Origin of the sequence: Kineothrix sp. MB12-C1, assembly GCF_030863805.1 — a bacterium.
Lineage (GTDB): Bacteria > Bacillota > Clostridia > Lachnospirales > Lachnospiraceae > Kineothrix.
Window position 1 is genome coordinate 2,964,219 of record NZ_CP132957.1, and the last position, 23,905, is coordinate 2,988,123.

The window sequence follows — 23,905 nt, forward strand, 5'->3', positions numbered from 1 at the left end:
TAGAGCCATTAGAGGTAACTATTCAGTAGGTCAGCACATTGGCTGCGCTGGCTGTAAGAATACGTGGGGGGAAAATATCCATGAAAAACAAAGCGAAGAAAATAATCATTAAAGATATGACGATTGGAACTCCGTGGATATTATTAGTAAAGTTTGCTTTTCCGCTGATGGTTGGAAATATATTACAACAGGTGTATACATTTATAGATACATTAGTTGTGGGGCAGGTGCTCGGTATCAATGCCCTGGCCGCTATTGGCGTGACGGAGTGGATGATATTTTTTATGTTTGCATCGATACAAGGTATTGTGCAAGGGTTTTCTATTATAATGGCTCAAGCCTTTGGGGCGAAGGATTATAAAAAATTAAACGCTGCTGTTTATAATGGTTCATATTTGATTTTTATAATGATGATAGGTTTTACTATAGCAGGTCAGCTAATGGTTAATCCTGTTTTGAGACTTCTGCATACTCCTGACGAAATTATGGGACTTGCATCCGATTATTTGCGATTGTTGTATATGGGTATACCGCTCACATTTATTTATAATTTTTTGGCCGCTATTTTCCGGTCTATTGGAAATAGTAAAATACCTTTGCAGGCGATAGCCATTTCTTCTGTTGAAAATATAGTATTAGACATACTGTTTGTATATAAATTCGGCTGGGGAATTGAAGGAGCTGCTATAGGTACCATATTAGCCATGCTCACATCGGCAATATATTGTTTCATTAAATTAAGAAAATTTGAAATATTGAACATTCGAAAAAATAAAAAGATAGAATATAGCATTATGGCAGAGCAATTGAAACTAGGGTTACTGATGGGTATGCAAAATGTCATTACATCGGTGGGAGGGCTGGTTGTTCAGTCTGTTATAAATGGTTTTGGAATAATTTTTATTGCGGGGTATACGGCAGCCAATAAACTATATGGATTGTTGGAAACCGCAGCAGGTTCCTATGGGTATGCTATGAATACTTTTGTAGGACAGAATAAAGGGGCCGGGAGAGGGGACAGACTGAAGACCGGTCTGATATCAGGAAATATATTGGGTATGATAACGGCTTATGGAATGTCTGCAATTATGCTTTTATTTGGAAGGCAGATATTAAGATGTTTTATTTCCGGCAGCCCTGACGTTGTAGATGCAGCAATTCAAAATGGGTATCAGTTTCTACAGATATTATCTGTTTTTTTCCCTTGTTTGTATGTATTATACATAGTGCGGGCTTGGGTTCAGGGGATGGGAGACTCTATTTGGCCCATGATTTCCAGTATTGTGCAGCTGGTGATGCGAGTTGGATTTGCACTGATTTTATCGAAATATATTGGGCAAGGTGCAGTTTATTGGGGAGAAATATCGGCTTGGATAGGTGCTGATATCCTTTTGTATTTTGTTTATCGTACATATATTAAAAATACAGTTTTGAAAAATAGTTCTTTATAAACAAAAGGAAACAGTTATGATTGGGGAGTATGATGGAACAGAGGAGAAATAGTGATGAATAATTCAATGGCTTTTCGAGAGGGAATGCGGGATGGGACGCCCATTGCGCTCGGTTATTTTGCGGTATCCTTTACACTTGGAATTGCTGCACGTAATGCCGGGTTAACGGCTTTTCAGGGCTTGCTCGCCAGCGTTCTCAATAATGCGTCTGCAGGAGAATACGCGGGTTTTTTATTGATTGCAGCGGGGGCAGGTTATTGGGAGATCGCTCTTGTAACATTAATTACGAATGCCAGGTATTTGTTGATGAGCTGTGCTCTCAGTCAGAAATTTGTGCCGGGGACCTCTCTTATTCCCAGACTTTTCGTAGGTTATGCCGTGACTGACGAGTTATTTGGAATTGCCGTTGCACGCCCCGGATATTTAAATCCTTTTTATTCTTACGGAGCGATAGCGGTTGCGGTTCCGGCATGGGGAATCGGTACCTTTATAGGGGTGGTTGCCGGTAATGTGCTTCCCTTTCGGGTGGTCAGTGCTCTTAGTGTGGCGCTTTATGGAATGTTTCTGGCGATTATCGTTCCTCCGGGGAGAAAGAATCCGGTAGTGGCATGGCTTGTGATCATCAGCTTTATACTCAGCTTTGCAGCCGTATATCTGCCTTTCGCATCCATGTTTTCGGATGGTACGCGCACCATCATTTTAACGGTGGTGATCGCTGCGGCAGCGGCAATTCTATTCCCTGTACCGGAGGCGGATGAGGAGGCAGTCGATGAAGAATAATGTTTATATTTATCTGGCGATTATGGCAACCGTTACTTATGCGATTCGCGTGTTACCTCTGACACTCATACGAAAGCAGATTAAGAATCGTTTCCTTCGTTCTTTTCTCTATTATGTTCCTTATGTGACGCTTGCTGTTATGACCTTTCCGGCGATTATAGAAGCCACCCAGACTCCGGCAGCGGGGGTACTTGCGTTACTTGCCGGTATTTTGCTGGCTTGGTTCGGAGCGAGTCTCTTTAGTGTATCGGTTACCTGTTGTATTATCGTATTTCTTGTAGAGCTTTTTGTCTGCAGATAAAAAAGACAGAAAAAGATTATATTTGTGAAAAGTATATAAAAATATAGTGAATTTTTTAGTAGGATAAGCCAATGGACAAAAAATAGAAAAACAAGTAACATATTATTGTACAAAGAAGTGGAAGATAGTTTGTTACTGTTAAATCAGGCAAGACTAACATGTATGTATTATATATGTGTGTCTTGTTTTTTTGTATTTGTAAAACAGTTGGATGAGCCGATGGTGGCCTAGCAAAGTATCTGAAATGTATGGAGTGCCGGAATGAAAATCATAAGGATTCTGAATAATAATTCTGTGGTTGCCACAGATGAGAAAAACAGGGAGGTCGTTTTGTTCGGTGCCGGACTTGGCTATATGAAGGCAAGGGGGCAACCGGTAGAGGATGAAAAAATTGAAAAGCGTTTTTATATGGAGGAAAAAAAGAAACTGAATCGCTTTGCGGAGTTGATTAACAGCATTCCGATGGAGTACATTCTTTTTTCTCAACAGATTATAGATGAAGCAAAGATAAAATATGGTAAGCAACTGGAAGATAATATCTACATATCTTTGCCCGATCATATCGCCAATGCCGTGGACGGTGCAAAGCAAGGAATACACACGAAAAATCCTATGCTCTGGGATATCAAGCGTTTCTATAAGGATGAGTTTGAAATAGGTGAATATGCTCTTACGGTCATTGCAGAAAAGACGGGAATTGAGCTTGAAATGGATGAAGCAGCCTATATTGCCCTTCATTTTGTGAATGCTGAAATCGGTGGAAGTAAAGATACCGCACTCGATATTACAAGAATGATGCAGGAGATATCGGAACTTGTGAAGCAGAAGTTCCAAATAGATTTCGATGAGGAATCATTGGCATATTATCGTTATATTACGCATCTTAAGTTTTTTGCGCAGAGGGTACTGAATCAGTCTTACTACACCGACGAGGACGAAGATTTGTTTCGGATGGTTATCCGAAAATATCCTGAGGAATACGGTTGTGTGAAGCAAATTTGTGAATTTTTGGAGAAGGATTTCAGTTATCGGGTAGGTATTGACGAAAAGACCTATCTGACCGTTCATATCGCGAGAGTGGTGAAACGATAATCGATGTAACTATGTAGCAAAACTAAATATAAAAAATACGAGTGTGTTATGATTCGGTTCAGCAAGACTCGGAGGTCTCAAAGCCTGTTGCTTTGGGTACCTTCGGGTCTTTTTATTTATAAATATAAGAACATACGGAATACACAAGGCAATTGAAAAGCAAAAAGAAGGGAGAAAGAAAAATGAATTACAATCAATTAGCAGCCGATATTCTGGAATTAGTCGGCGGAGAAAGAAATGTGTTAAGTGTCACCAACTGCATGACGCGCCTTCGTTTCCAATTGAGGGACACGAAGCTTGCCAACGTGGAGGCAATTAAGAATCTAAAAGGGGTTCAGGGAATTGTAACCAAAAACGGACAGTTTCAAATTATTATCGGAACCGATGTATCTAATGTTTGCGACGAATTGAAGAAAATGGGAAGTTTTCCGGAAAGCACGACCGGAAATGAAGAGGAGAAGAAAGGTATTCTGGCGGCATTCTTCGGCACGTTAACAGCAATTTTTACTCCTGTCATTCCGGCCCTTGCAGGCTCCGGTATGATAAAAGCACTGTTGGCATTGTTGGTAGCCTTCAAGGTAGTGGAGGCTGGTTCCGGCACCTATCAGCTTTTTACAGCCTTTGGCGATGCGTTATTTTACTTCTTGCCGTTTATTCTCGCAGTATCGGCAGCCAAACAGTTCAAGTGTTCCCCGTACATAGCGGCGGTATTGGCCGGTGTACTTATGCACGCCTCTGTAGGCAGCCTTGAGCCTGCTACGGCAGCTTTAAGTATCTTCAATGGAAATGTGATAAACTTCAACTATGTAACAATGTTCGGATTTCTGCCTATGCTTAAGGTTTCCTATGGCGGCAGCGTTATCCCGATTTTGTTAATCGTATGGGTGCAGTCCAAAATTGAGCCATGGGCGAATAAGATTTCCCCTAATGCACTGAAAATTTTCCTTGCACCTATGATTACTATTATTGGAACTGGAATTATCGGCCTGTTTGTAGCTGGCCCTCTGGGCAATCTGGTAGGTAATATATTGGCCATTGTATTTAACTTCTTCAATGACTATGCGGGGTGGGTGATTCCGCTTTTGATGGGAACTTTCTGCCCGTTCTTCGTTATGACGGGTATGCACTATTGCTTTGCACCCATTCAGACGATCCAATATGCAACACTGGGGTACGGAACTATCTTGGGCCCAGGTATGTTAGCATCGAATATCGCGCAGGGTACGGCGTCCCTGACGGTAGGACTTAGAACAAAAAATAAAGATATGAAGCAGATTGCGTATTCTGCCGGATTCACTGGTTTAATGGGCATTACAGAGCCGGCGTTGTACGGTGTTAACCTGAAATTGAAGCGCCCGCTCTATGCAGCTATGATTGGCGGCGGTGTGGCCGGACTTTATGCGGGAATTACGGGAATTCATACCTTTTCATCCACTACTGCGGGCTTATTGGCACTTCCGGTATATATCGGCGGGGACAGCATTATGAACGTAGTAAATGCAATAATCACAATTATAATTTCCATTGTTGTGACAGCCATAGCTACTTTGATACTCGGATTTGTGGATCCGATAGAGGAAAAAACAACGAAGGAGACCGGCGGAAACAGCGGTAAAGGAAAAGCGGACAGACTTAGTGTGAAGGAAACGATAGGATCTCCGCTAAAGGGAAAAGTAGTTTCTTTGGAGCAGATACCGGATGAAGTATTTTCCAAGGGAATCTTAGGACAGGGAATTGCGGTGATTCCTTCGGAAGGAAAAGTAACAGCGCCTTGTGATGCTACGGTAGTATCTGTTATTGATTCCAAACATGCGGTAGGTCTGCAGGATGTAAACGGAACTGAGATTCTTATTCATGTAGGATTGGATACGGTGGGTTTAAAAGGAGAGCATTTTGAATGCCTTGTAACAGAGGGTCAACAGGTGAGAAAAGGCCAAACAATTCTTATTTTCGATATGGATGAGATTAAAAAAGCAGGCTATCAGTTAATAACACCAATAATCATCAGCAACACGGATGATTACCTGGAAGTAATTGCAGCGGATACAAAACAGGTAAATTATGGGGATGGAATTATAACAATAATTCGTTAATTTGTAGGGAAAGGAGCGGTTTCGATATGAGATTTCCGGAGAACTTTTTATGGGGAGGTGCGATTGCAGCAAACCAATGCGAAGGGGCTTACGATGTGGATGGCAAGGGACTGTCGATTCAGGATGTAATGCCAAAGGGTGTTCTTGGAGAGGTGGAAGAGGAACCGACGGCAGATAATTTGAAACTAATGGGTATCGACTTTTACCATCGATACGAGGACGATATCCGTCTGTTTAGCGAGATGGGGTTTCGGATGCTTCGTCTGTCAATTGCATGGAGCCGCATCTACCCAAACGGAGATGATAAGGAGCCGAATGAAAAAGGACTTGTCTTTTACGATAAGGTGTTTGACTGTTGCTTAAAATACGGTATTGAGCCTATTGTGACCCTGTCTCACTATGAGACACCGCTTCATCTGGCAAAGGAATATGACGGATGGAGAAACCGGAGCTTAATTGAATTTTTCCTGCGCTACTGTCGAACCGTATTCGGAAGATATGGTAAGAAGGTTAAATACTGGATGACTTTTAATGAAATCAATGCAGTTCGTCATTTCCCACTGATGGGTGCGGGTATATGGACACCGAAGGAGAAGCTGACTAAGGCGGATATCTACCAGGCAGCACACCATGAGTTTGTGGCAAGTGCGCTTGCTACCAAGCTTCTTCGGGAGATGGTTCCCGGTGCAAAAATGGGCTGCATGGTGTTGGGAGCGTTAAGCTATCCGATGACTCCTCATCCTGACGATATGCTTTCTATGATGGAGAGAGACAGGGATTGTATGTTTTTTGCTGATGTGCAAGCCAGAGGCTATTACCCATCCTATATCCGCAGAGAATGGGAGCGGGAGGGAATTGAGCTTCAGATGGAGCCTGGAGATGAAGATGTCTTAAGATATACGGTAGATTATATATCCTTTAGCTATTATATGAGCAAATGTACGGCTGCCGACTGCTCTAAGTATCAGAAAGGGCGGGGTAATTTAACTACAGGTGTGGCCAATCCTTATCTGAAGGAGAGTGAATGGGGGTGGCAGATTGACCCAAAAGGTCTTAGGTACACGTTGAATTACTTTTATGACCGTTATCAAAAGCCCCTCTTCGTGGCAGAAAATGGGTTGGGAGCCAACGACGTGCTGATTATTGGTGCTGACAGAGAGCCGACGGTGGAAGATGATTACCGTATCAATTACATGAAAGAGCATCTGGCTCAGATAAAAAAAGCGATAGTACAGGACGGCGTGGAGGTAATAGGATATGCGGCATGGGGATGCATCGATCTGGTCAGTGCATCAAGTGCACAATTGAAAAAGAGATATGGCTTCATATATGTGGATCGTAACGAGGACGGAAGCGGAACATTGGAACGCTTCCGTAAGAAAAGCTTCTATTGGTACCGTGATATAATAAGTACAAATGGAGAAGCGCTGGAAGAATGAGAATATAAGCCGCAAGGGAATGTAAGAAAGTTCCCTTGCGGCTTTTCTTTGTATAGTCAACAAAAATAAACCACCTGCTATGCAGGTGTGTTCCCAGTCAGCTTTAGCTTCAAGAATAAAAACCTCCATGGTACAATAAATGCAGGTTCGCCAACCGCATAAATATAACCAAGGAGGTATCCAAATGGATAAGAACAGTTTAGCACACACAAGGTGGGAGTGTAAATATCATCTGGTTTTTGCCCCCAAATATAGAAGGCAAATAATATATGGAAGGATCAAGGCAGATGTTGCACGAATATTAAGTGAATTGTGCAAAAGAAAAGGAATCGAGATAATAGAGGCAGAATGTTGTAGAGATCATGTACACATGCTGGTAAGAATACCACCGAAGTATAGTGTAGCAGAAATCATGGGATATCTAAAAGGAAAAAGTTCCTTAATGATATTTGAAAGGCACTCGAATTTAAAGTACCGGTATGGAAACCGTCATTTCTGGTGTAGAGGTTATTATGTAGACACAGTAGGTAAAAATGCAAAGAAAATCGAAGAATATATAAAGAACCAACTACAGGAAGATCAGACATACGATCAAATGACACTAAAAGAGTATATCGACCCGTTTACGGGTGAGCCGGTACAAAAAGGCAAATAAAAAGGCTCTTTAGAGCCAGCCCGAGACCGCAGTGCGGAAGGCGAACTTTTCAGAGCCTCTTTAGAGGCAAGCGGGAGCAGCGACTTATAGTCGCAGAGCAAACTACCGGCTAAGCCGGTAGTCATGATTATCAAGATTCCAAGGAGGTAGTTGATTTGAAGAAAAGTAAGACAATGATCGTATGTTTTTTACTACCTGCGCTCATATTCTTTATTCTAATCTTTTTGTATCCCATATGCAGAACTATTTTTATGAGTTTTTTTAAGATTGAGGGAGTGACGGATGCCATATCAAAATGGTCATTTGTCGGACTTGGTAATTTTAATAAGCTGTTCCATACCAGCCTTTTTGTGAACTCACTATGGAATATTTTTCGTATATGGTTTGTGGGGGGCATGGCGGTAATGGCACTTGCCTTACTATTTGCAGTTATATTAACGAGCGGCATACGATTTAAAGGTTTTTTCAAGGCGGCGATCTATATGCCCAATGTAGTGAGTGCGGTGGCCCTCGCGACCATGTGGCTGCAATATGTTTATAACCCAAGATTCGGTTTGTTCAAGCGCTTCTTTGAGATGATCCGCATGGATAAAATAGCAGCGATTCAATGGACGGACAATGAGCATAAGTTCTGGGCGCTTTTGATTGCTTATTGTTTTGGCATGGTAGGGTATCATATGCTAATCTTTGCAAGCGGCATAGAACGTATCAGTGCGGAATATTTTGAAGCGGCAACGCTTGATGGGGCAGGGAAGATAAAGCAGTTCATACATATAACATTGCCGCTGATCAAGGGCGTATTTAAAACGAATATTACCATGTGGAGTGTAACAAGTGCGGGCTTTTTTGTCTGGTCACAGTTGTTTTCAACAGTCACTGCGGATACGCAGACTATTACTCCAATGGTATATATGTATATGCAGGTATTTGGTGCTGGTAACAGTGTAACGGAGCACAATGCAGGACTGGGTGCGGCAGTTGGTATCATTCTTAGCATATGTGTAGTTCTTGTCTTCACCCTGTGCAATAAGTTGATCAGGGATGATGATTTGGAATTTTAGGAGGCAACCTATGAGTAGAAAAGAAAATGAAGTGAGAAAGTTTAATTGGAAGCATGAATTAAGGCTTGCACCCGGTTACCTGATCTTGTCCCTTTGGATTCTGTTTACCTTTGTACTGCTAGGCTGGGTATTTGCGGCAAGCCTATCAACGACCAAGGATATATTTGCCGGTGATGCGTTAAAATTTCCTACGGGTTTCCATTTTGAAAACTATATCAAGGCCTGGACCTCTCAAAATGTATCGGTTATCTTTGGAAATTCTTTGTTTTATTCTATTATCGCTTGCGTGGCATTAATCTTCATATGTGCGCCGGCTGCTTATGTATTATCTCGCTTTAAATTTATTGCCAACCGGTTTATCCAAACGAGTTTCGTATCGGCCATGGGTGTTCCTGCGGTCATGATTGTATTGCCCTTATTCAGTATGATAGCAGGAATGAATATTCTTAACAATATAATGGCCAACCGGTTTACACTGATTTTCCTCTATATAGGTATAAACGTACCTTATACAACGATTTTTTTGCTATCCTTCTTTAGTAACCTATCCAGCGCTTATGAGCAGGCGGCGGCAATTGATGGATGTACCCCGATGAAGACTTTCTGGCTAATTATGTTCCCTATGGCACAGTCAGGGCTTATTACAGTTACCATCTTCAATTTTATTAATGTATGGAATGAGTATTTTATGTCCTTGATCTTTGCAAATTCCGACCGGCTAAGGCCGGTTGCAGTAGGGTTATACTCAATGATTAACGCAATGAGATATACAGGGGATTGGGCAGGAATGTTTGCCTCTGTGGTTATTGTGTTCCTGCCAACCTTCATATTATACCTGTTCTTATCAAGGAGAATTATCGCTGGAATCACGGGAGGCGGACTGAAAGGGTGAATGATATCCTAAAGGTAATCTGTCGAGACATATATGCCCCGACAAAAGAGATATTGGCTACGTTACGATCCACATGAAGTATAATGTTTCACCCCCATCCTCCATAGAAGATAACAGGGAATCAGGAAGAGGCAGGCCAAAAGAGGAAGTAGGCTATAGTATGGCTTTCCTCTGTCCAGCAGGTTCAACAACGGATAATATTGAACGAGAGAATAGGGAACGATAAAGGTACAGAACTGTAGCATTCTTTTCCCATAGATACTCACTGGGTATTTCCCATATTCTCTGGCACCATAGGTCAGTACATTCATGAATTCCAGTCCTTCTGTAGTGAAGAAGCATAGAGAGGCATAGATCAGAAAAATGCCGGAAAAAAGGACAGTACCTCCTACTAACATAAAAAGGACCGTAATAATCTTGCCTAGATCCCATGTGATATTGTTTGCTGCAATTCCATAGGCGAACATAATAAGGGCTTGTATTATCCTTCCTAAACGGGTAAATTCGATATAGTTGCCGAGTACCTGGAAGATTTCATTGCGCGGCCTAACCATAATTCTATCGAATTCCCCTTTTTTTATCATAATAGAGAACATGTCGAAGCCTCTGGCAAAGCATTCTGCCAGAGAAAATTCCAATAGAGTCATACCGAAACAAAGAAGCACTTCGCTGTAAGTGAATCCTTCCACAATAGGGAAACGCTGAAACATGAAGTAAATACCGAGAAAAATGTTGAAGGATATGAAAAACTGTCCAATCGTTGTAAGGAAAAAGGAAGCCTTATATTCCATCACGCTTCTGAATTGTATCGCAAAATACTTTATATATAATCTCATGCAGATTCATCCTCCTTGTATCCTAATTCGTTTCATCGCCAGAAAGTTCAAAACTTTTCCCATAAGGACCAGAATAAGCAGCCATAACAATTGAAGTAAAACAGCCTTCCACATAGCCGGGCCGGACAGATCCCCGCTGTAGATTCTCAGAGGTACATTTTGCATAGATGCAAACGGAAGAAGCTCTAAAATATGCTTGATATGCTCCGGGAAAAAGGGAAGGGGAATTACAGCGCCGGAAAAGAAGTCCACCATGGAAACCGCCACCATTCGGATGCCGGCAGGAGAGATGGTGAAAAATGATACAATATATACGAGCATACAAAAGGCTACAGTTACGGAAAGGCCGGTGACCAAAGTGAGTAAAAAGAAGAAAAATGAGATGAAGTCAACGGGTGGTATCAGTCCATAAGGTGCGGGGAGAAACGCTGCAAAAATGAGGATTGGCATGCAGCGAAGCACTGCCTTGGAAAGTCTGTTGGCAAGACTTCTGGAAAACCACATATTATAAATGTCGATGGGGCGGCAGAGCTCATAGGCAATATTGCCGTTTACGATATCATCAAAAATCTCATTTTCCATCATCCATGCCATGAACAGCGCTAAAAAGGCCTGCTGCATCCATACATAGGCGGAGACTGCCGAGAAAGTCATAGGAAAAGAGCCGGGATCGGTATGGTAAAAAGCCCGAAACAGGGCGATTTCCATGGCACCCCATGCGAATTGTGTAACGATTCCTGCCAGTGCAGCCGCACGGTATTGGAGCCCCATAGAGAAGCGCAAGCGAAAAAAAACCAAATATTTTCTCATAGTATTCCCCTATTCCTATATGCCGTTGGCGAGATAGAAGCCGGCCAGTGCCTCTTCCGTGGTTTCATAGTTTCGACGAATATCCCGTAAGCTTCCGTCCAAAAGAATACGGCCTTTTCCTATGAGTATGACCCGATTGGTCAATGCTTCGATATCGGACATATCATGAGTTGTTAAAATGACAGTGGTGTTATTTTCTTTGTTCAGTTGAAGGATGAATTCCCGAACGGCCAGCTTGGATACCGCATCCAGACCGATAGTAGGTTCATCGAGGAAAAGAATATGGGGATTGTGTAAAAGGGAAGCCGCAATTTCACAGCGCATTCTCTGACCTAAGGAAAGCTGTCTTGCAGGAGTGCGAAGAAGTTGGGAAAGATTCAGCAATTCGGTGAGCTGATTCAAGTTGCGGCGATAGGATTGGCTGTCTATTTTGTAGATTTCCTTCAATAGCTCATAGGAATCTATAACGGGCACATCCCACCAAAGTTGGGAACGCTGACCGAATACGACACCGATATCCTTCACATGTTCGATACGGTTCTTCCATGGGACGCGTCCGTTGACGAGACAAGTGCCGCTGTCCGGAGTGAGGATACCGCTTAGAATTTTAATGGTAGAGCTTTTGCCGGCACCGTTAGGACCGATGTAACCGACCATTTCTCCCTCTTCGATCGAGAAGGAGACATCATCGAGCGCATAAATATGCTCGTAATCTCTGCGAAACAGAGCTTTGCATGCGGATATAAATCCGGCATCGCGTTTAGAGACCTTATAGGTCTTGCTTACATGTTCCATCATAATCATGTTTGCTTCCTCCTGGTAGTAATATAAATTATATCTTGCCAAGTCGGTCTGCTTTCCTTGGATTTTGCCAAAGAATACCGCAGGTAAAAAATATTGAGTTGTCCGATAGCTCGGAAGGAGTTTAAGGATACCACGGGCAGGCTTGCACGTCAAGGAGAAAGCAGTTATACTTTGAAGATGGATAGTTTCGAAGTAACAGTTCAGACAGGTCTGCGCATTTGCTGCGCTGACCGTAAGAAAACGTAAATGCTGTTGGCAAAAATCCCATCGCCGTAGGTGATTCTCATGGATTTTTGCAAAGCAATCTTTGCTTTTGTAACAGTGAAGGCATCTGAACTGTTACGTTTCGAAATAAGTAGGCGATAAGAAAGGAATGGTTATATAGGATGAAATACCGATATTTGTTATTCGATTTGGATGGAACATTGACCGATCCCAAGGAAGGAATTACCACCTCAGTACAGTATGCGCTGCGGGCATTCGGTATTGATGAGCCGGATTTAGATAAGTTAGAGCCTTTTATAGGACCGCCCTTGAAAGAAAGCTTTATGGAATTCTATGGCTTCGATGAGAAGAAGGCGGAGGAAGCGGTGGCGAAATATAGGGAATGGTTTGCGCCGACGGGAATCTTCCAGAATCGGTTATTTCCGGGAATTGCGGAAATGTTACATGAATTAAAGGAAAAAGGGAAGATATTGGCGGTAGCATCCAGTAAGCCTACCGTTTTTGTGGAAAAGGTATTGCGTCATTTCGATATTGAGAAATATTTTGATGTTGTAGTGGGGAGCGAGCTAAGCGGAGAAAGAGGGACGAAGGAAGAAGTCGTGGAGGAAGCCTTATATCGCCTCTCTCAGATAAACGAGGGAGAGGACAGAAAGGGAACGACGGTTGATGAGCCGGACAAGAAGTTAGATAAACAGCACACGGTTATGATCGGCGACCGGAAGTTCGATATTATCGGAGGAAAGGAACACGGCTTACGGACGGTTGGCGTGACCTTCGGCTATGCGGGAGAAGGGGAACTGGAAGCGGCGGGCGCGGATGATATCGTAAGCTCCGTGGAGGAACTTGGGGGACTGTTGGCACAATGAGAGCAGGAGCAGAGTCTTCATTAAGAAAAATATGGGATATCTTAATGCCCTTTGTCGTTTACTTTATTGCACATGATATGGCGCAGGTGCTGCTGGCATTTCTTGTCGGCCTAAGTCTTGGTATGGGCGAAGATTATGCGGCATATGTAACGGCCCATGCACAGACAGTGAGTGGGATTATGAATGCACTTTCTCTCGTTATCGGTATGGCCTTTGTATGGCCGATGGCAAAAAGGGAGTTCTGCTATGCCGAAACAAGGAAGGAAGCGTCACCGAGCCAAAACGTAGAATATAAAAGGAAAATGATAACCGCGTATGGACTTCTTGCACTTTTTGCTATTACGCTGGCTCTTGGAAGCAATCTTCTTTTGCTGTTGACGGGAGTTACTGGAAGCTCCACCGCTTACAGCGATGTGGCCGCAAGGCAATATGGGGTAAGCTTTGTGGTGGGAGCTGTTATTTATGGAATTATATCGCCGGTTGCGGAGGAGATTGTATTCAGAGGGTTGATCTATAACCGGATGAAACGTTATTTCGGCCGTATATTATCCATTATCGTATGCGGCATTTTATTCGGCGTCTATCATGGTAATTTAGTGCAGGGAATTTATGGTACGATTCTTGGAATCGCCATCACCTTCGCCTATGAATGGTACGCCAGCTTTACCGCGCCGGTACTATTCCATGGACTTGCCAATGTAAGCGTATTTTCCATCAGCTACCGTCAGGAATGGATGAGCGCCATGGCGACAGCACCGAATTGTGCCATCCTTTTGATTATTTCCCTTATCAGCCTCTTCTTCATCATAAGAATAAGAAAGCAGGAAGGCCTTAACCCTTTTTCCCTTTATAATAATTAAGATTCGGGCGTCAAAAGCATCTCGTACAATAGGGATTCGTCCATTTGCACCCATATCCTTTCTGCCTAAGGGATACCTCATATTGTTTGATGAGCAACTGTATGAAGCCGTTGGTACTTAGATCCACGTATTCTGTGGTCTTACGTACCACTACGAGCTTCATCCAAGCGAGAGCGCGTTGCGAGCAAATTATATGAGGTATCACTTTTTGTTGACATAGATTGTGCAAATGGACGAAAGCTATTTAATAAGAAGGCTTTTGATGTCCGAATCCTATTTATGATAGTAATTATGAAGAATGGTTTCGAGAAGATTTTTATCCGATTCCGTCGTAATAATATCTGCCACATTGCGTTTTTTGAATTTCTTCAGAATGCTGTGGACTTGAGACTTTACGGTGCTCATTTCCACGCAGCGCATCTGGCAGATTTCTTTTTTCGTATGGCCGTTAATAAGAAGATGAAGGGTATCCAGCTCCCTCGGTGTCAGGGTGGACAATATATTTAACATAAATAAAAAGCTGCTTTCATAAGTTTTAACCCTTTTGAATTCATTGCGATGATGATATTTCTAATGAAAAAGTAGGTCTTGAAATATTGAACCGTCTGTTCAATGAAGACAAGTCTCACGTACCGCTTGCGGAGATAAAAGCGAATGACAGCCAGTATCTGTCCGATTTCGAAAATGGAAGAGTAGCGATGATTCCTCAGGGCGAATGGCTTTTCGATATGCTGATGAAAGATGCACAAGCCGGTAAGACAGATGTGAATTGGGATGTAGCACCTCTTCCGGTACCGGAAGGCGTGGAAGCCGGAACCACATGGGGAGCAACACAGTTTGCGGCAATTCCCGGGGACAGTAAGCACGTAGAAGAAGCTTATGAATTCTTAGAGTATCTTTGCGGAGACGGCGGAGCGTCCGTACTTCCTAAGTTCGGTATTCTCCCGTCTTATTCCAGCGAAGCCGGCGAAGATGCTTTCAAAGAAGCAATCGGAAAAGACAGCGCAGTAGAAGTAGTATTTAATGCGAAGAGATTACCGGAGGCGCCAGCATATGATAAATATAACGATTTAATTGATGCTTTTACTGAAAATGCAGAATTATATCTGTATGGCGAAAAGGGAATCGATGAAACAATGGCAAACTTTGAAGCTCAGCGTGAGCAGATTATGAGTAAATAGTGTTCATAGGTAGCAGGGAAGCGGTTCTTAGAACATAAGCTTCCCTGTTATTATGAAATAACAAGTTTCGTAATGGCTTAATAAGAAGATTTCTCGGAAAGGAAATATTATGATAAAGAATAAAAGAGTGGCCAGATATTTAAAAGGATATTTGTTCATCCTCCCCAATTTCATCGGTTTTTTTGTATTTATGGCACTCCCGATCATTATGGGATTTGTGATTTCTTTTACCGATTATAATGGATTTTCACAGTTTAACTTCGTGGGTCTTAAGAATTATATCAATATGTTTCAGGATGAATATTTCAGAGTGTCCCTTAGGAATAATGTCGTCTATACATTGGTTACCGTACCGGGTACTATTGTTTTTGCCTTGCTTCTTGCGATGGCAGTCAATCAGGGAATTAAAGGGAGTGGATTATTCAAAACGATGTTCTTTCTCCCCAATATCAGTTCGATGGTAGCGGTAGGTATTGTATGGTCGATGATATTCAATCCTACAGTAGGTCCGCTGAACCAGCTTCTGCGGGCTGTCGGAATGGAAAATCCTCCGATGTGGATTTCTTCCACAAGTACAGCACTGGGCTCTATTATGCTGGTGGCAATCTGGAAGCAGGCAGGATACTACATGATTATATTACTGGCGGGGCTGCAGTCAATTCCTTCTCAGCTCTATGAAGCTTCCGCCATCGATGGTGCAGGACCGGTACAGAAGTTCTTCAAGGTAACGCTGCCCATGCTGTCCCCTACGATGTTCATGGTGACAATTCTGTGCATTATCAACTCCTTCCAAGTGTTCGACCTTGTAAATATTATGACGGCAGGCGGACCGGGAAGGTCCACGAATGTGCTCGTATTCCGTATTTACCAGGAGGGCTTCCAGAAGCTTCAGTTCGGTTATGCATCGTCTATGGCCTATTTTCTCTTCCTGCTCGTTATGATTATTACAATCATTCAATTCAGAGGACAGAAAAAATGGGTTAACTATATGTAGAAGAGGAGGATGAAAAAATGGTAAAAAATACGAGGACTCTCAATGGGAAAATCTCTCGCAGCGCACTGTTTATCGGTATGCTCATATTAGGATGTTGCATGATCATCCCTTTTTTGTGGACGCTTTCCGCCTCCTTCAAAAACAATAATGAGATATTTTCTTACCCTATCAGATGGATACCTGAAATATTCCGCTGGTCGAATTACAAAGAAGTAGGGGAAAAGATTCCTTTTCTTACTTATTACTTCAATACGCTCAAAATCTCCGTTATCGTAACGTTGGGACAGGTCCTTACCTGTTCGCTGGCAGCGTATTCTTTTAGCAAGATGCAATATCCGGGACGGGATAAAATATTCCTTTGCTATCTGGCAACACTGATGGTACCTTGGCATGCGATTATGATTCCTCAGTTTCTGGTGATTAAAAGTCTTGGGTTAAATGATTCCCACTGGTCGTTGATATTGATTAATTTATTCAGTGCCTTCGGTGTATTTTTGCTCCGTCAGTTTATGCTCGGTATTCCGGATGAATTATCAGAAGCGGCACGTATTGATGGTTGCGGAGAATTTAAGATATATTCAACCATCGTATTTCCTATGTGCAAACCGGGCATTGCTACGCTCGTTGTGTTTACGTTCAACTTTATGTGGAATGACTACATGGCACCTATGATTTATCTTACTTCGGAGCGGCTGAGAACGATTCAAATAGGCCTTGCTTCTTTCCGTACACAGTATGGATCGGAATATGGGCTGATTATGGCAGGTACGGTATGCGCGCTTATTCCCATGCTTCTTATTTTTGCAGCCGGACAGAAATATTTGGTGGAAGGTATTGCTTTTTCCGGATTGAAAGGCTAATAATCTTATAGGGAGAAAATCCGTATTATGTTGGGAAATTGTGAAACAGATAAAATTATGGAGTTAATAAGTTCCGCAATTGTTCCCTCATTATTTTAAGAAAAGGAGAAAGTTATGGCTAGAACAATCCTCATATTAATGGATACTTTAAACAGACATTTTTTGAAAGCTTACGATGCAGCAGCGAGGGGAATTACCCCGAACATCGATGCATTTTCTAAGGATAGTGTGCAGTTTCAGCATCATTACATCGGCTCAGCCCCTTGTATGCCGGCAAGAAGAGATATCTTAACCGGAAGGCTGCAGTTTCTGGAAAAAGGGTGGGGAGGAATGGAGCCTTTCGATCGTTCCCTCCCTTCGGTACTTCGGGAAAAAGGAGTGTTCACTCATATTACGACGGATCATTCTCATTATTTTGAAATCGGCGGGGAGAATTACTGTCAGTTGTTCGATACTTGGGACTTCCACAGAGGACAGGAAGTGGACCCATGGGTATCGAGAGTCAATCGTCCTATGGTGGCCCCGGAGGTCTATGGAAGAAAACATGCTCAGGAAATTTTAAATCGCAGTGTATATGAAAAGGAGGAAGCTTCCTATCCGACGCCGTCCACATTTCGTTCGGCATGCCGATGGGCGCAAGAGAATAAGGGGGGCGATGATTTCTTCCTTATGGTGGAGAGTTTCGACCCTCATGAACCTTTCGTAACACCGGAGGAATACCTGGCCCTCTTATGAATCTGTGACAGAGCCCTCCGAGGCGGTAGAGCATTTAAGGAAGAGCTATCTTGCCACCTTGACGATGGCAGACCGTTGGCTCGGCAAATTCCTGGATTCCCTCAAGGAAAACGACATGTATGAAGACAGCCTTATAATATTGACCACCGATCATGGGCATATGCTTGGAGAACACGGGTATACCGGAAAGAATTTTATGCATGCCTATGATGAGATGGTTCGAATCCCTCTTTTCGTCAAAATGCCGGGTGGAACGTATGCCGGGGAGAAACGGGAACAGCTAACGCAGAATATCGATTTGATGCCTACGATACTGGCACATCATGGCTGTGAGGCACCGGAGAGAGTGAAGGGAAAGAATCTGTTTTCCTATGCGTTGGAAGATCCGGGAAACGAAGGCAGGAAACAGGTGATATATGGCTGGTTCGGAAGAGCGGTCAATGTCAGCGACGGAAGATATACTTATTTCAAAGCGCCGAAGGATAAGGCGAATAAGCCTTGCTATCAATATACGGCAATGCCCGCTACCTTAGGGCGCTATTATGGTGAAGAATATGCGGATGTAATGGAAATGGGCAGGTATTTATCCTATACCAATTATCCGGTCTATCGGATTCCTCCGATTCAAGAGGCCGATTATATGGGAAGGCTGGACGATATTATGGATACCGTGCTATTCGACACGAAAGAAGATCCCCGGCAGAACCATCCTGTGAAAAATAAGGAATTGGAGAAGCGGATGTGCGAGATGCTCATAGAGGGTATGAAGGAAGCAGAAGCACCGGGGGAGCAGTATGAACGACTTGGATTATAAGTAGAGAAAGGAGCCGCGGAATGCAGTTTTCGAATGGTTGTTGGTTGATGAAGAAGGGATATGGGTGTTATTCGCCGAAAGAGGTATATTTTATAAAGCGGGAAGAGGAGAAAGTTGTGCTCACGGCACCTACCGCTAAGATTATAAATAGAGGAGACACCCTTGGAGGGGTGAATCTTACCATTATGATTACGGCTCCGATGCCGGAGATCATAAGGGTACAAGTATACCATCACAAGGGAATACAGAAGAAGGGACCTGAGTTTGAATTATATATGCCGGAGCGAACGGACTTTTCCGTGGAAGAGGATGAAGAATTTCTCGCTATTTTCAGTGGTTCCTTGTTGCTTCGTATAAAAAAAGAGGACTGTACGATGGCATTTATAAGGAACGGAGAAACCGTTTCTAAAATAGGACCGAAGGATCTTGCCTATGTAAGAAGCGAGGATTTCGGGGCAGCTTATGCGGAGGAAGGACAGGAAGTGTATATGCGCCAACAGCTTTCTCTCGGTGTAGGTGAGCTGATCTATGGAATGGGAGAGCATTTCACCGCCTTTGTGAAAAATGGACAGACTCTCGACATATGGAATGAAGATGGCGGAACGTCCACCCAACAGGCGTATAAAAACATTCCCTTTTATATTTCTAATAAGGGGTATGGTGTGTTCATCAATCATCCGGAGAGAGTTTCCTTCGAAATAGCAACGGAGCACGTGGCGCGTGTGGAATTCTCAGTTCCGGGAGAGTCACTGGATTATTTCTTTATCAATGGGCCGGGGATGAAAGAAGTGCTGGAAAGATATACTTCGCTTACCGGCAAGCCGTCACTCCCACCGGCATGGAGTTTCGGGCTATGGCTCTCTACCTCGTTCACAACGAATTATGATGAAAAGACAGTGATGAGTTTTATCGATGGGATGCAGGAGAGGGAGATTCCCCTTAGAGTGTTTCATTTCGATTGTTTTTGGATGAAAGATTTCCACTGGTCGAACTTCATCTGGGATGAGCGTGTATTTCCCGATCCGGAAGGAATGCTTAGGCGCATTAAGGAAAAGGGACTGAATATCTGTGTATGGATTAATCCATATATCGCTCAGGAGTCTGAGTTATTTGATGAAGGAATGGAATATGGATATTTTGTGAAAAAGAAAAATGGGGATGTTTGGCAGTGGGATATGTGGCAGCCGGGAATGGCGCTTGTAGACTTCACCAATCCTCAGGCATGTGAATGGTTCACAGGGAAGCTGGAGATGCTTCTCGATATGGGAGTGGATTGTTTTAAAACTGATTTCGGCGAAAGAATTCCGGTGGAAGTGGAATACTATGATCGCTCGGATAGCATGAAAATGCATAATTATTATACTTATTTATATAATCAGGCAGTTTATGACCTGTTAGTAAGAAAAAGAGGGAAAAATGATGCCGTACTGTTCGCTCGCTCGGCAACCGCCGGGGGACAGAAGTTCCCGGTGCATTGGGGCGGAGACTGCTGGTCGGATTATGAGTCCATGGAGCAGAGCCTAAGAGGAGGGCTATCACTTTTGTTGTCTGGATTTGGTTATTGGAGCCACGATATCGGCGGTTTCGAGGAAACTTCCACGGCAGATGTCTATAAACGATGGGCAGCCTTTGGCCTGATGTCCACTCATAGCAGACTTCATGGAAGCAAATCTTACCGGGTACCATGGGCTTATGATGATGAGGCGACAGAAGTATTGCGTTTCTTCACCAGGTTAAAGAATGAGCTTATGCCTTATTTGTTTGCGCAGGCGGTGAACACATCGAGAACGGGTATACCGATGGTGCGTGCTATGGTATTAGAGTTTCCCCTGGATAAGAACTGTTCTTATTTGGATAAGCAATATATGATGGGTGATTCCCTGCTCATAGCGCCGGTATTTCGAGAGGATGGAATTGGTGAGTATTATTTGCCGGAGGGAAACTGGACGAACTTGCTGACCGGCGAGAGAGAAGTCGGTGGGAAGTGGTATCAAAAGGAGATGGGTTATACTCAAATGCCCCTCTTCGTGCGGGAACACACAATTTTAGTAATGGGAAGCTGCACTGCCCGTCCTGATTATTCTTATTTGGAGAATGCTGAAATTAGAATCTATGGGTTGGAAGAGAATCACCAGGTGAAGACAACGGTATATTTGCAAGAAAACCTTCATGAAGTGGAGATTACCGCTCGCCGGGATGGCGATGCAGTGACGATTAAAGCGTCGGAAACAATTCATGCCAAAGTGCGCCTGATTCATACAGGAAAGAACGAAATAGTGGATATGATACAAGGAAATTTAGTAGAAATTTCAATGAGGTAGAAAATGGATTTTGTAAAAATAAGAGGTGAAAAATTTTATTTTAGAGGTAAAGAGATTACATTTGGCGGGCTTGGTATAGGAAGCTGGCTGAATATGGAACATTTTATGTTAGGAATACCCACACCGGAAAAGCAGATAATAGAAGCTTTCGAAGAGGTATTCGGAAAAGAAAAGAGTAATCATTTTTTCGATGACTTCATTGCTTACTTCGTACAGGAGGAAGACTTCCGATTTTTAAAGGAAACAGGGGTAAATATCATACGGGTACCCTTTAATTATCATCTATTCTTTGATGATACCGATCTTACCGTTAAGAAGGAAAAGGGATTTCGCTATTTTGACAGATTACTTGCATTATGTAGAAAATATGAGATATTTCTCCTTCCCGATCTTCATGCGGTGCCGGGAGGGCAGAACCCCGACTGGCATTCCGATAACCAGACCGGTATGCCTCAGTTTTGGCATTTTGAAGTATTCCAGAATCAGATGGTGGAGCTTTGGAGAGAGATTGCCGAGCGTTATGCGCAGGAAACATGGATTCTCGGATATGATATTATAAATGAACCTTTTCTTATTCCTGCCGAGGATGGAAGGCTGCGGAAGTTCTATGATAAGGTAACGGCGGCAATCAGAGAGGTGGATGAAAATCATATTATCTTTTTGGAAGGCGATTTCTTTGCTATGGACTGTTCCGCGATCAAGGAATTAAAGGATGAGCAGTCAGCGATTACTTTCCACTTCTATCCGACAGTGTGGGAAGCGGATTTGTGCGATCCTGACTATCCGAGAGAGAAGAGAAGAGCGATATTCGAAGACCGCTTTGTGAAGATGATAGAGAAAATGAAGAAATTCGGCCGGCCTTTATTATGCGGAGAAGCGGGATATGATATTGCAGGACATAGTCTTGCTCATGTAATGGATATGGTAGAGGATACCTTGGATTTATTCAAAAAGTACGATATCTCCTATACGCTATGGTGTTATAAGGACGCGAATTTCATGGGAATTGTATATCCGAAGAAAGAGTCTCTTTGGATGGAGTTCGCGCAGGAGATGCGTACGAAGTGGACCCATTATGGAGAAATGAAGATGGGAAGGGAACTGGTGAATAAGATGTGCGGCTATTTCCCCGGGGAAGTGGAGGAAAAGATTAGATATCATCTTCAGTTCAGGCAAAGGGCCCTCCTTTATACGCTGCAAAAGGAACAAATTTTAAAACCACAGCTTACAGCTTATGGATGGGAGAAGGTATCATGGATGCCTCAGTCTTTCGCCATGGAAAATTGCGGATATTATAAAGAGTATCAGGAATTACTGCAAAGATATATGAAATAGAAAATATAAAAGCCCTTGTTACATTAAAGTATGAAAGTATCGATTCTATAGAATAAAAGCACTCCGTGCAGGATGCGCAGCTGCGCGCGCGGAACAAAAGCTGTGCTGCTAAAAGTTTAAATCGCGAGAGTGAGCGAAGCACACTTTTATTCTATGATAGGATTCGGGTGTCAAAAGACTGTGCTATCTATTATATCTGTTATATCTAAAATGGCGTTATAAAGAAGAAAAGTGAGCTGAATTTTGTTAATATATGTTGAAAATTTGTTTGGGTGATTGTAGAATGAAGAAAAAGAGATAAAGAGATTAGGAGATTGTGCGGTGAAACGATTTTTAACTATATTTTCCTCGCTTTTGATTGTGTTGGCGTTGGGCGGTTCTGTTGCTGAGGCGAACGGTAAGACAAAGGTTGCGGATACGGCAATTGATAAAATGGAAGTCCACTATATCGATGTAGGGCAAGGAGATGCGACGCTGATTAAGTGCGGCGATGCGGCGATGCTCATCGATGCGGGGGAGAATGATAAAGGCACATTAGTACAGAATTACATAAGGAAACAAGGGGTGAAGAGCCTCGATTATTTGATTGTGACTCATCCGGATTCAGATCATTGCGGCGGTGCGGATGTTATTATTACGAAATATGATATCGATACGATTATCATGCCGGATTATGCGAAAGACACGGCTTCTTACCGGGATGTCATTAAGGCAATGGATTATAAGAAATATAAGGTGACAGAGCCGGTAGTCGGAGAAAGCTATAAGCTGGGGGATGCGGAGTTCACCATTATTGCGCCTAATGCTGAGTATGAAGAAGCGAATAATTATTCCGTCAGCATTGTGCTGGAGCATGGCAGTAAGAAGTTCGTGTTCACCGGAGATGCGGAGGAAGAAGCGGAAGAGGACATTCTCGATAATGGTATCGATATATCGGCAGATGTATTGAAGGTGGGACATCATGGAAGTAAGACCTCTTCGATAGAAGATTTTGTGGATGCGGTTGACCCGGAATACGCGCTGATTAGCTGCGGAGAGAATAATGATTACGGACATCCTCATGCACAGACCATGAATACATTAAGAACACGCGGGATTAAGCTATTTCGTACCGATGAGCAAGGTTCTTTGATTGCTTCCTCCGATGGAAAGAAAATCAAATGGAATGCGGCGCCCACCGGTTCATGGAAAGCCGGTGAACCGCAGAAGGCGGCGAATAATACTACGAAGGCTGAGAGTGCTCCCGCAGCGAGTCAGCAAGAGAGTACCCCGGCAGTAGAAGAACCGAAGGTGGAGTCAGCTCAGGATACAAATGCCCTTACCTACATCTTGAATGTGAAGACGAAGAAGTTCCATCTGGCGAGTTGCAGCTATCTTCCCACGACGAATAGGAGCGACTCCAGCTTAAGCCGGGATGAAGTCATAGCACAGGGGTATGACCCATGTAAAAAATGTAATCCTTAATGGAATAGAGAGGTAACTATCCACCGGGTCTGCGTA

At 43.1% G+C, this 23,905-nt stretch carries 23 protein-coding genes; 19 read left to right on the forward strand and 4 right to left on the reverse strand.

The window, feature by feature from the left end:
• Window positions 1–80: 80 nt before the first annotated feature.
• From RBB56_RS13520 to RBB56_RS13560, 9 genes are all read left to right on the forward strand, one after another.
• Window positions 81–1,451: an MATE family efflux transporter gene (locus RBB56_RS13520; RefSeq protein ID WP_306719498.1), complete on the forward strand. Its 1,371-nt coding sequence runs from the start codon at window positions 81–83 to the stop codon at window positions 1,449–1,451.
• 54 nt (window positions 1,452–1,505) lie between these two features.
• Window positions 1,506–2,231 (forward strand): AzlC family ABC transporter permease, encoded by a 726-nt coding sequence (locus RBB56_RS13525; RefSeq protein WP_306719499.1) that lies wholly within the window; start codon window positions 1,506–1,508, stop codon window positions 2,229–2,231.
• Complete coding sequence (locus RBB56_RS13530; protein WP_306719500.1) at window positions 2,221–2,532, forward strand: AzlD domain-containing protein; 312 nt, start codon at window positions 2,221–2,223, stop codon at window positions 2,530–2,532. The genes RBB56_RS13525 and RBB56_RS13530 overlap by 11 nt, the downstream gene beginning before the upstream one ends.
• Before the next feature lie 261 nt (window positions 2,533–2,793).
• Window positions 2,794–3,624 (forward strand): BglG family transcription antiterminator LicT, encoded by an 831-nt coding sequence (gene licT, locus RBB56_RS13535; protein WP_306719501.1) that lies wholly within the window; start codon window positions 2,794–2,796, stop codon window positions 3,622–3,624.
• Window positions 3,625–3,806: 182 nt separating this feature from the next.
• On the forward strand, window positions 3,807–5,717 hold the full coding sequence (locus RBB56_RS13540; RefSeq protein WP_306719502.1) for a beta-glucoside-specific PTS transporter subunit IIABC: 1,911 nt from the start codon (window positions 3,807–3,809) through the stop codon (window positions 5,715–5,717).
• 26 nt (window positions 5,718–5,743) lie between these two features.
• Window positions 5,744–7,156: a glycoside hydrolase family 1 protein gene (locus tag RBB56_RS13545; RefSeq protein ID WP_306719503.1), complete on the forward strand. Its 1,413-nt coding sequence runs from the start codon at window positions 5,744–5,746 to the stop codon at window positions 7,154–7,156.
• Between the two features lie 184 nt (window positions 7,157–7,340).
• Complete coding sequence (gene tnpA / locus RBB56_RS13550) at window positions 7,341–7,811, forward strand: IS200/IS605 family transposase (RefSeq protein WP_306719504.1); 471 nt, start codon at window positions 7,341–7,343, stop codon at window positions 7,809–7,811.
• Between the two features lie 155 nt (window positions 7,812–7,966).
• Window positions 7,967–8,872 (forward strand): carbohydrate ABC transporter permease, encoded by a 906-nt coding sequence (locus RBB56_RS13555; RefSeq protein ID WP_306719505.1) that lies wholly within the window; start codon window positions 7,967–7,969, stop codon window positions 8,870–8,872.
• A 10-nt stretch (window positions 8,873–8,882) separates the two neighbouring features.
• Complete coding sequence (locus RBB56_RS13560; RefSeq protein WP_306719506.1) at window positions 8,883–9,764, forward strand: carbohydrate ABC transporter permease; 882 nt, start codon at window positions 8,883–8,885, stop codon at window positions 9,762–9,764.
• Between the two features lie 62 nt (window positions 9,765–9,826).
• On the opposite strand, the gene RBB56_RS13565 is transcribed toward RBB56_RS13560, so the two are convergent.
• The 3 genes from RBB56_RS13565 to RBB56_RS13575 are packed head-to-tail and all read right to left on the reverse strand — an operon-like array spanning window position 9,827 to window position 12,214.
• Complete coding sequence (locus RBB56_RS13565; RefSeq protein WP_306719507.1) at window positions 9,827–10,600, reverse strand: ABC transporter permease; 774 nt, start codon at window positions 10,598–10,600, stop codon at window positions 9,827–9,829.
• Between the two features lie 6 nt (window positions 10,601–10,606).
• Window positions 10,607–11,410 (reverse strand): ABC transporter permease, encoded by an 804-nt coding sequence (locus RBB56_RS13570; RefSeq protein ID WP_306719508.1) that lies wholly within the window; start codon window positions 11,408–11,410, stop codon window positions 10,607–10,609.
• Window positions 11,411–11,425: 15 nt separating this feature from the next.
• The gene (locus RBB56_RS13575; protein ID WP_306719509.1) at window positions 11,426–12,214 is read right to left on the reverse strand and encodes an ABC transporter ATP-binding protein; all 789 of its coding nucleotides are present in this window, start codon (window positions 12,212–12,214) and stop codon (window positions 11,426–11,428) included.
• Between the two features lie 386 nt (window positions 12,215–12,600).
• Here RBB56_RS13575 and RBB56_RS13580 point away from each other — a divergent pair, with 386 nt between their 5' ends.
• Both RBB56_RS13580 and RBB56_RS13585 read left to right on the forward strand, forming a co-directional pair.
• Entirely contained in the window at window positions 12,601–13,305 is a 705-nt protein-coding gene (locus RBB56_RS13580) for an HAD family hydrolase (RefSeq protein WP_306719510.1), read from the forward strand.
• Window positions 13,302–14,165, forward strand: coding sequence for a CPBP family intramembrane glutamic endopeptidase (locus RBB56_RS13585; protein WP_306719511.1), 864 nt, complete (start codon window positions 13,302–13,304; stop codon window positions 14,163–14,165). Before RBB56_RS13580 ends, RBB56_RS13585 begins: the two co-directional genes overlap by 4 nt.
• 273 nt (window positions 14,166–14,438) lie before the next feature.
• Here RBB56_RS13585 and RBB56_RS13590 read toward each other — a convergent pair whose 3' ends face one another.
• A complete protein-coding gene (locus tag RBB56_RS13590; RefSeq protein WP_306719512.1) occupies window positions 14,439–14,675 on the reverse strand; it encodes a helix-turn-helix transcriptional regulator in 237 nt (78 codons plus the stop codon).
• Between the two features lie 86 nt (window positions 14,676–14,761).
• On the opposite strand from RBB56_RS13590, the gene RBB56_RS13595 reads away from it, so the two are divergent.
• From RBB56_RS13595 to RBB56_RS13630, 8 genes are all read left to right on the forward strand, one after another.
• The gene (locus RBB56_RS13595; protein WP_306719513.1) at window positions 14,762–15,346 is read left to right on the forward strand and encodes an extracellular solute-binding protein; all 585 of its coding nucleotides are present in this window, start codon (window positions 14,762–14,764) and stop codon (window positions 15,344–15,346) included.
• Window positions 15,347–15,455: 109 nt separating this feature from the next.
• A complete protein-coding gene (locus RBB56_RS13600; RefSeq protein ID WP_306719514.1) occupies window positions 15,456–16,340 on the forward strand; it encodes a carbohydrate ABC transporter permease in 885 nt (294 codons plus the stop codon).
• Window positions 16,341–16,357: 17 nt separating this feature from the next.
• Window positions 16,358–17,200, forward strand: coding sequence for a carbohydrate ABC transporter permease (locus RBB56_RS13605; protein ID WP_306719515.1), 843 nt, complete (start codon window positions 16,358–16,360; stop codon window positions 17,198–17,200).
• A 114-nt stretch (window positions 17,201–17,314) separates the two neighbouring features.
• The gene (locus RBB56_RS13610; protein ID WP_306719516.1) at window positions 17,315–17,935 is read left to right on the forward strand and encodes a sulfatase-like hydrolase/transferase; all 621 of its coding nucleotides are present in this window, start codon (window positions 17,315–17,317) and stop codon (window positions 17,933–17,935) included.
• 4 nt (window positions 17,936–17,939) lie between these two features.
• Window positions 17,940–18,749, forward strand: coding sequence for a sulfatase-like hydrolase/transferase (locus RBB56_RS13615; RefSeq protein WP_306719517.1), 810 nt, complete (start codon window positions 17,940–17,942; stop codon window positions 18,747–18,749).
• Between the two features lie 20 nt (window positions 18,750–18,769).
• Complete coding sequence (gene yicI, locus RBB56_RS13620; protein WP_306719518.1) at window positions 18,770–21,070, forward strand: alpha-xylosidase; 2,301 nt, start codon at window positions 18,770–18,772, stop codon at window positions 21,068–21,070.
• A 3-nt stretch (window positions 21,071–21,073) separates the two neighbouring features.
• Complete coding sequence (locus RBB56_RS13625) at window positions 21,074–22,405, forward strand: glycoside hydrolase family 5 protein (protein WP_306719519.1); 1,332 nt, start codon at window positions 21,074–21,076, stop codon at window positions 22,403–22,405.
• Window positions 22,406–22,726: 321 nt separating this feature from the next.
• Window positions 22,727–23,869, forward strand: a complete 1,143-nt coding sequence (locus tag RBB56_RS13630; RefSeq protein ID WP_306719520.1) for a ComEC/Rec2 family competence protein — start codon at window positions 22,727–22,729, stop codon at window positions 23,867–23,869.
• The last annotated feature ends 36 nt before the right edge of the window (window positions 23,870–23,905 follow it).

Excerpts from the sequence above, each read along its gene's own strand:
- RBB56_RS13520 (WP_306719498.1), top strand. The coding sequence starts at position 81 with ATGAAAAACAAAGCGAAGAAAATAATCATTAAAGATATGACGATTGGA.
- RBB56_RS13585 (WP_306719511.1), top strand. The coding sequence starts at position 13,302 with ATGAGAGCAGGAGCAGAGTCTTCATTAAGAAAAATATGGGATATCTTA.
- licT (WP_306719501.1), top strand. The coding sequence starts at position 2,794 with ATGAAAATCATAAGGATTCTGAATAATAATTCTGTGGTTGCCACAGAT.
- RBB56_RS13565 (WP_306719507.1), bottom strand. The coding sequence starts at position 10,600 with ATGAGATTATATATAAAGTATTTTGCGATACAATTCAGAAGCGTGATG.
- yicI (WP_306719518.1), top strand. The coding sequence starts at position 18,770 with ATGCAGTTTTCGAATGGTTGTTGGTTGATGAAGAAGGGATATGGGTGT.
- RBB56_RS13605 (WP_306719515.1), top strand. The coding sequence starts at position 16,358 with ATGGTAAAAAATACGAGGACTCTCAATGGGAAAATCTCTCGCAGCGCA.
- RBB56_RS13545 (WP_306719503.1), top strand. The coding sequence starts at position 5,744 with ATGAGATTTCCGGAGAACTTTTTATGGGGAGGTGCGATTGCAGCAAAC.
- RBB56_RS13610 (WP_306719516.1), top strand. The coding sequence starts at position 17,315 with ATGGCTAGAACAATCCTCATATTAATGGATACTTTAAACAGACATTTT.
- RBB56_RS13580 (WP_306719510.1), top strand. The coding sequence starts at position 12,601 with ATGAAATACCGATATTTGTTATTCGATTTGGATGGAACATTGACCGAT.
- RBB56_RS13600 (WP_306719514.1), top strand. The coding sequence starts at position 15,456 with ATGATAAAGAATAAAAGAGTGGCCAGATATTTAAAAGGATATTTGTTC.
- RBB56_RS13625 (WP_306719519.1), top strand. The coding sequence starts at position 21,074 with ATGGATTTTGTAAAAATAAGAGGTGAAAAATTTTATTTTAGAGGTAAA.
- RBB56_RS13570 (WP_306719508.1), bottom strand. The coding sequence starts at position 11,410 with ATGAGAAAATATTTGGTTTTTTTTCGCTTGCGCTTCTCTATGGGGCTC.
- RBB56_RS13530 (WP_306719500.1), top strand. The coding sequence starts at position 2,221 with ATGAAGAATAATGTTTATATTTATCTGGCGATTATGGCAACCGTTACT.
- RBB56_RS13560 (WP_306719506.1), top strand. The coding sequence starts at position 8,883 with ATGAGTAGAAAAGAAAATGAAGTGAGAAAGTTTAATTGGAAGCATGAA.
- RBB56_RS13540 (WP_306719502.1), top strand. The coding sequence starts at position 3,807 with ATGAATTACAATCAATTAGCAGCCGATATTCTGGAATTAGTCGGCGGA.
- tnpA (WP_306719504.1), top strand. The coding sequence starts at position 7,341 with ATGGATAAGAACAGTTTAGCACACACAAGGTGGGAGTGTAAATATCAT.
- RBB56_RS13590 (WP_306719512.1), bottom strand. The coding sequence starts at position 14,675 with ATGTTAAATATATTGTCCACCCTGACACCGAGGGAGCTGGATACCCTT.
- RBB56_RS13575 (WP_306719509.1), bottom strand. The coding sequence starts at position 12,214 with ATGATTATGATGGAACATGTAAGCAAGACCTATAAGGTCTCTAAACGC.
- RBB56_RS13525 (WP_306719499.1), top strand. The coding sequence starts at position 1,506 with ATGAATAATTCAATGGCTTTTCGAGAGGGAATGCGGGATGGGACGCCC.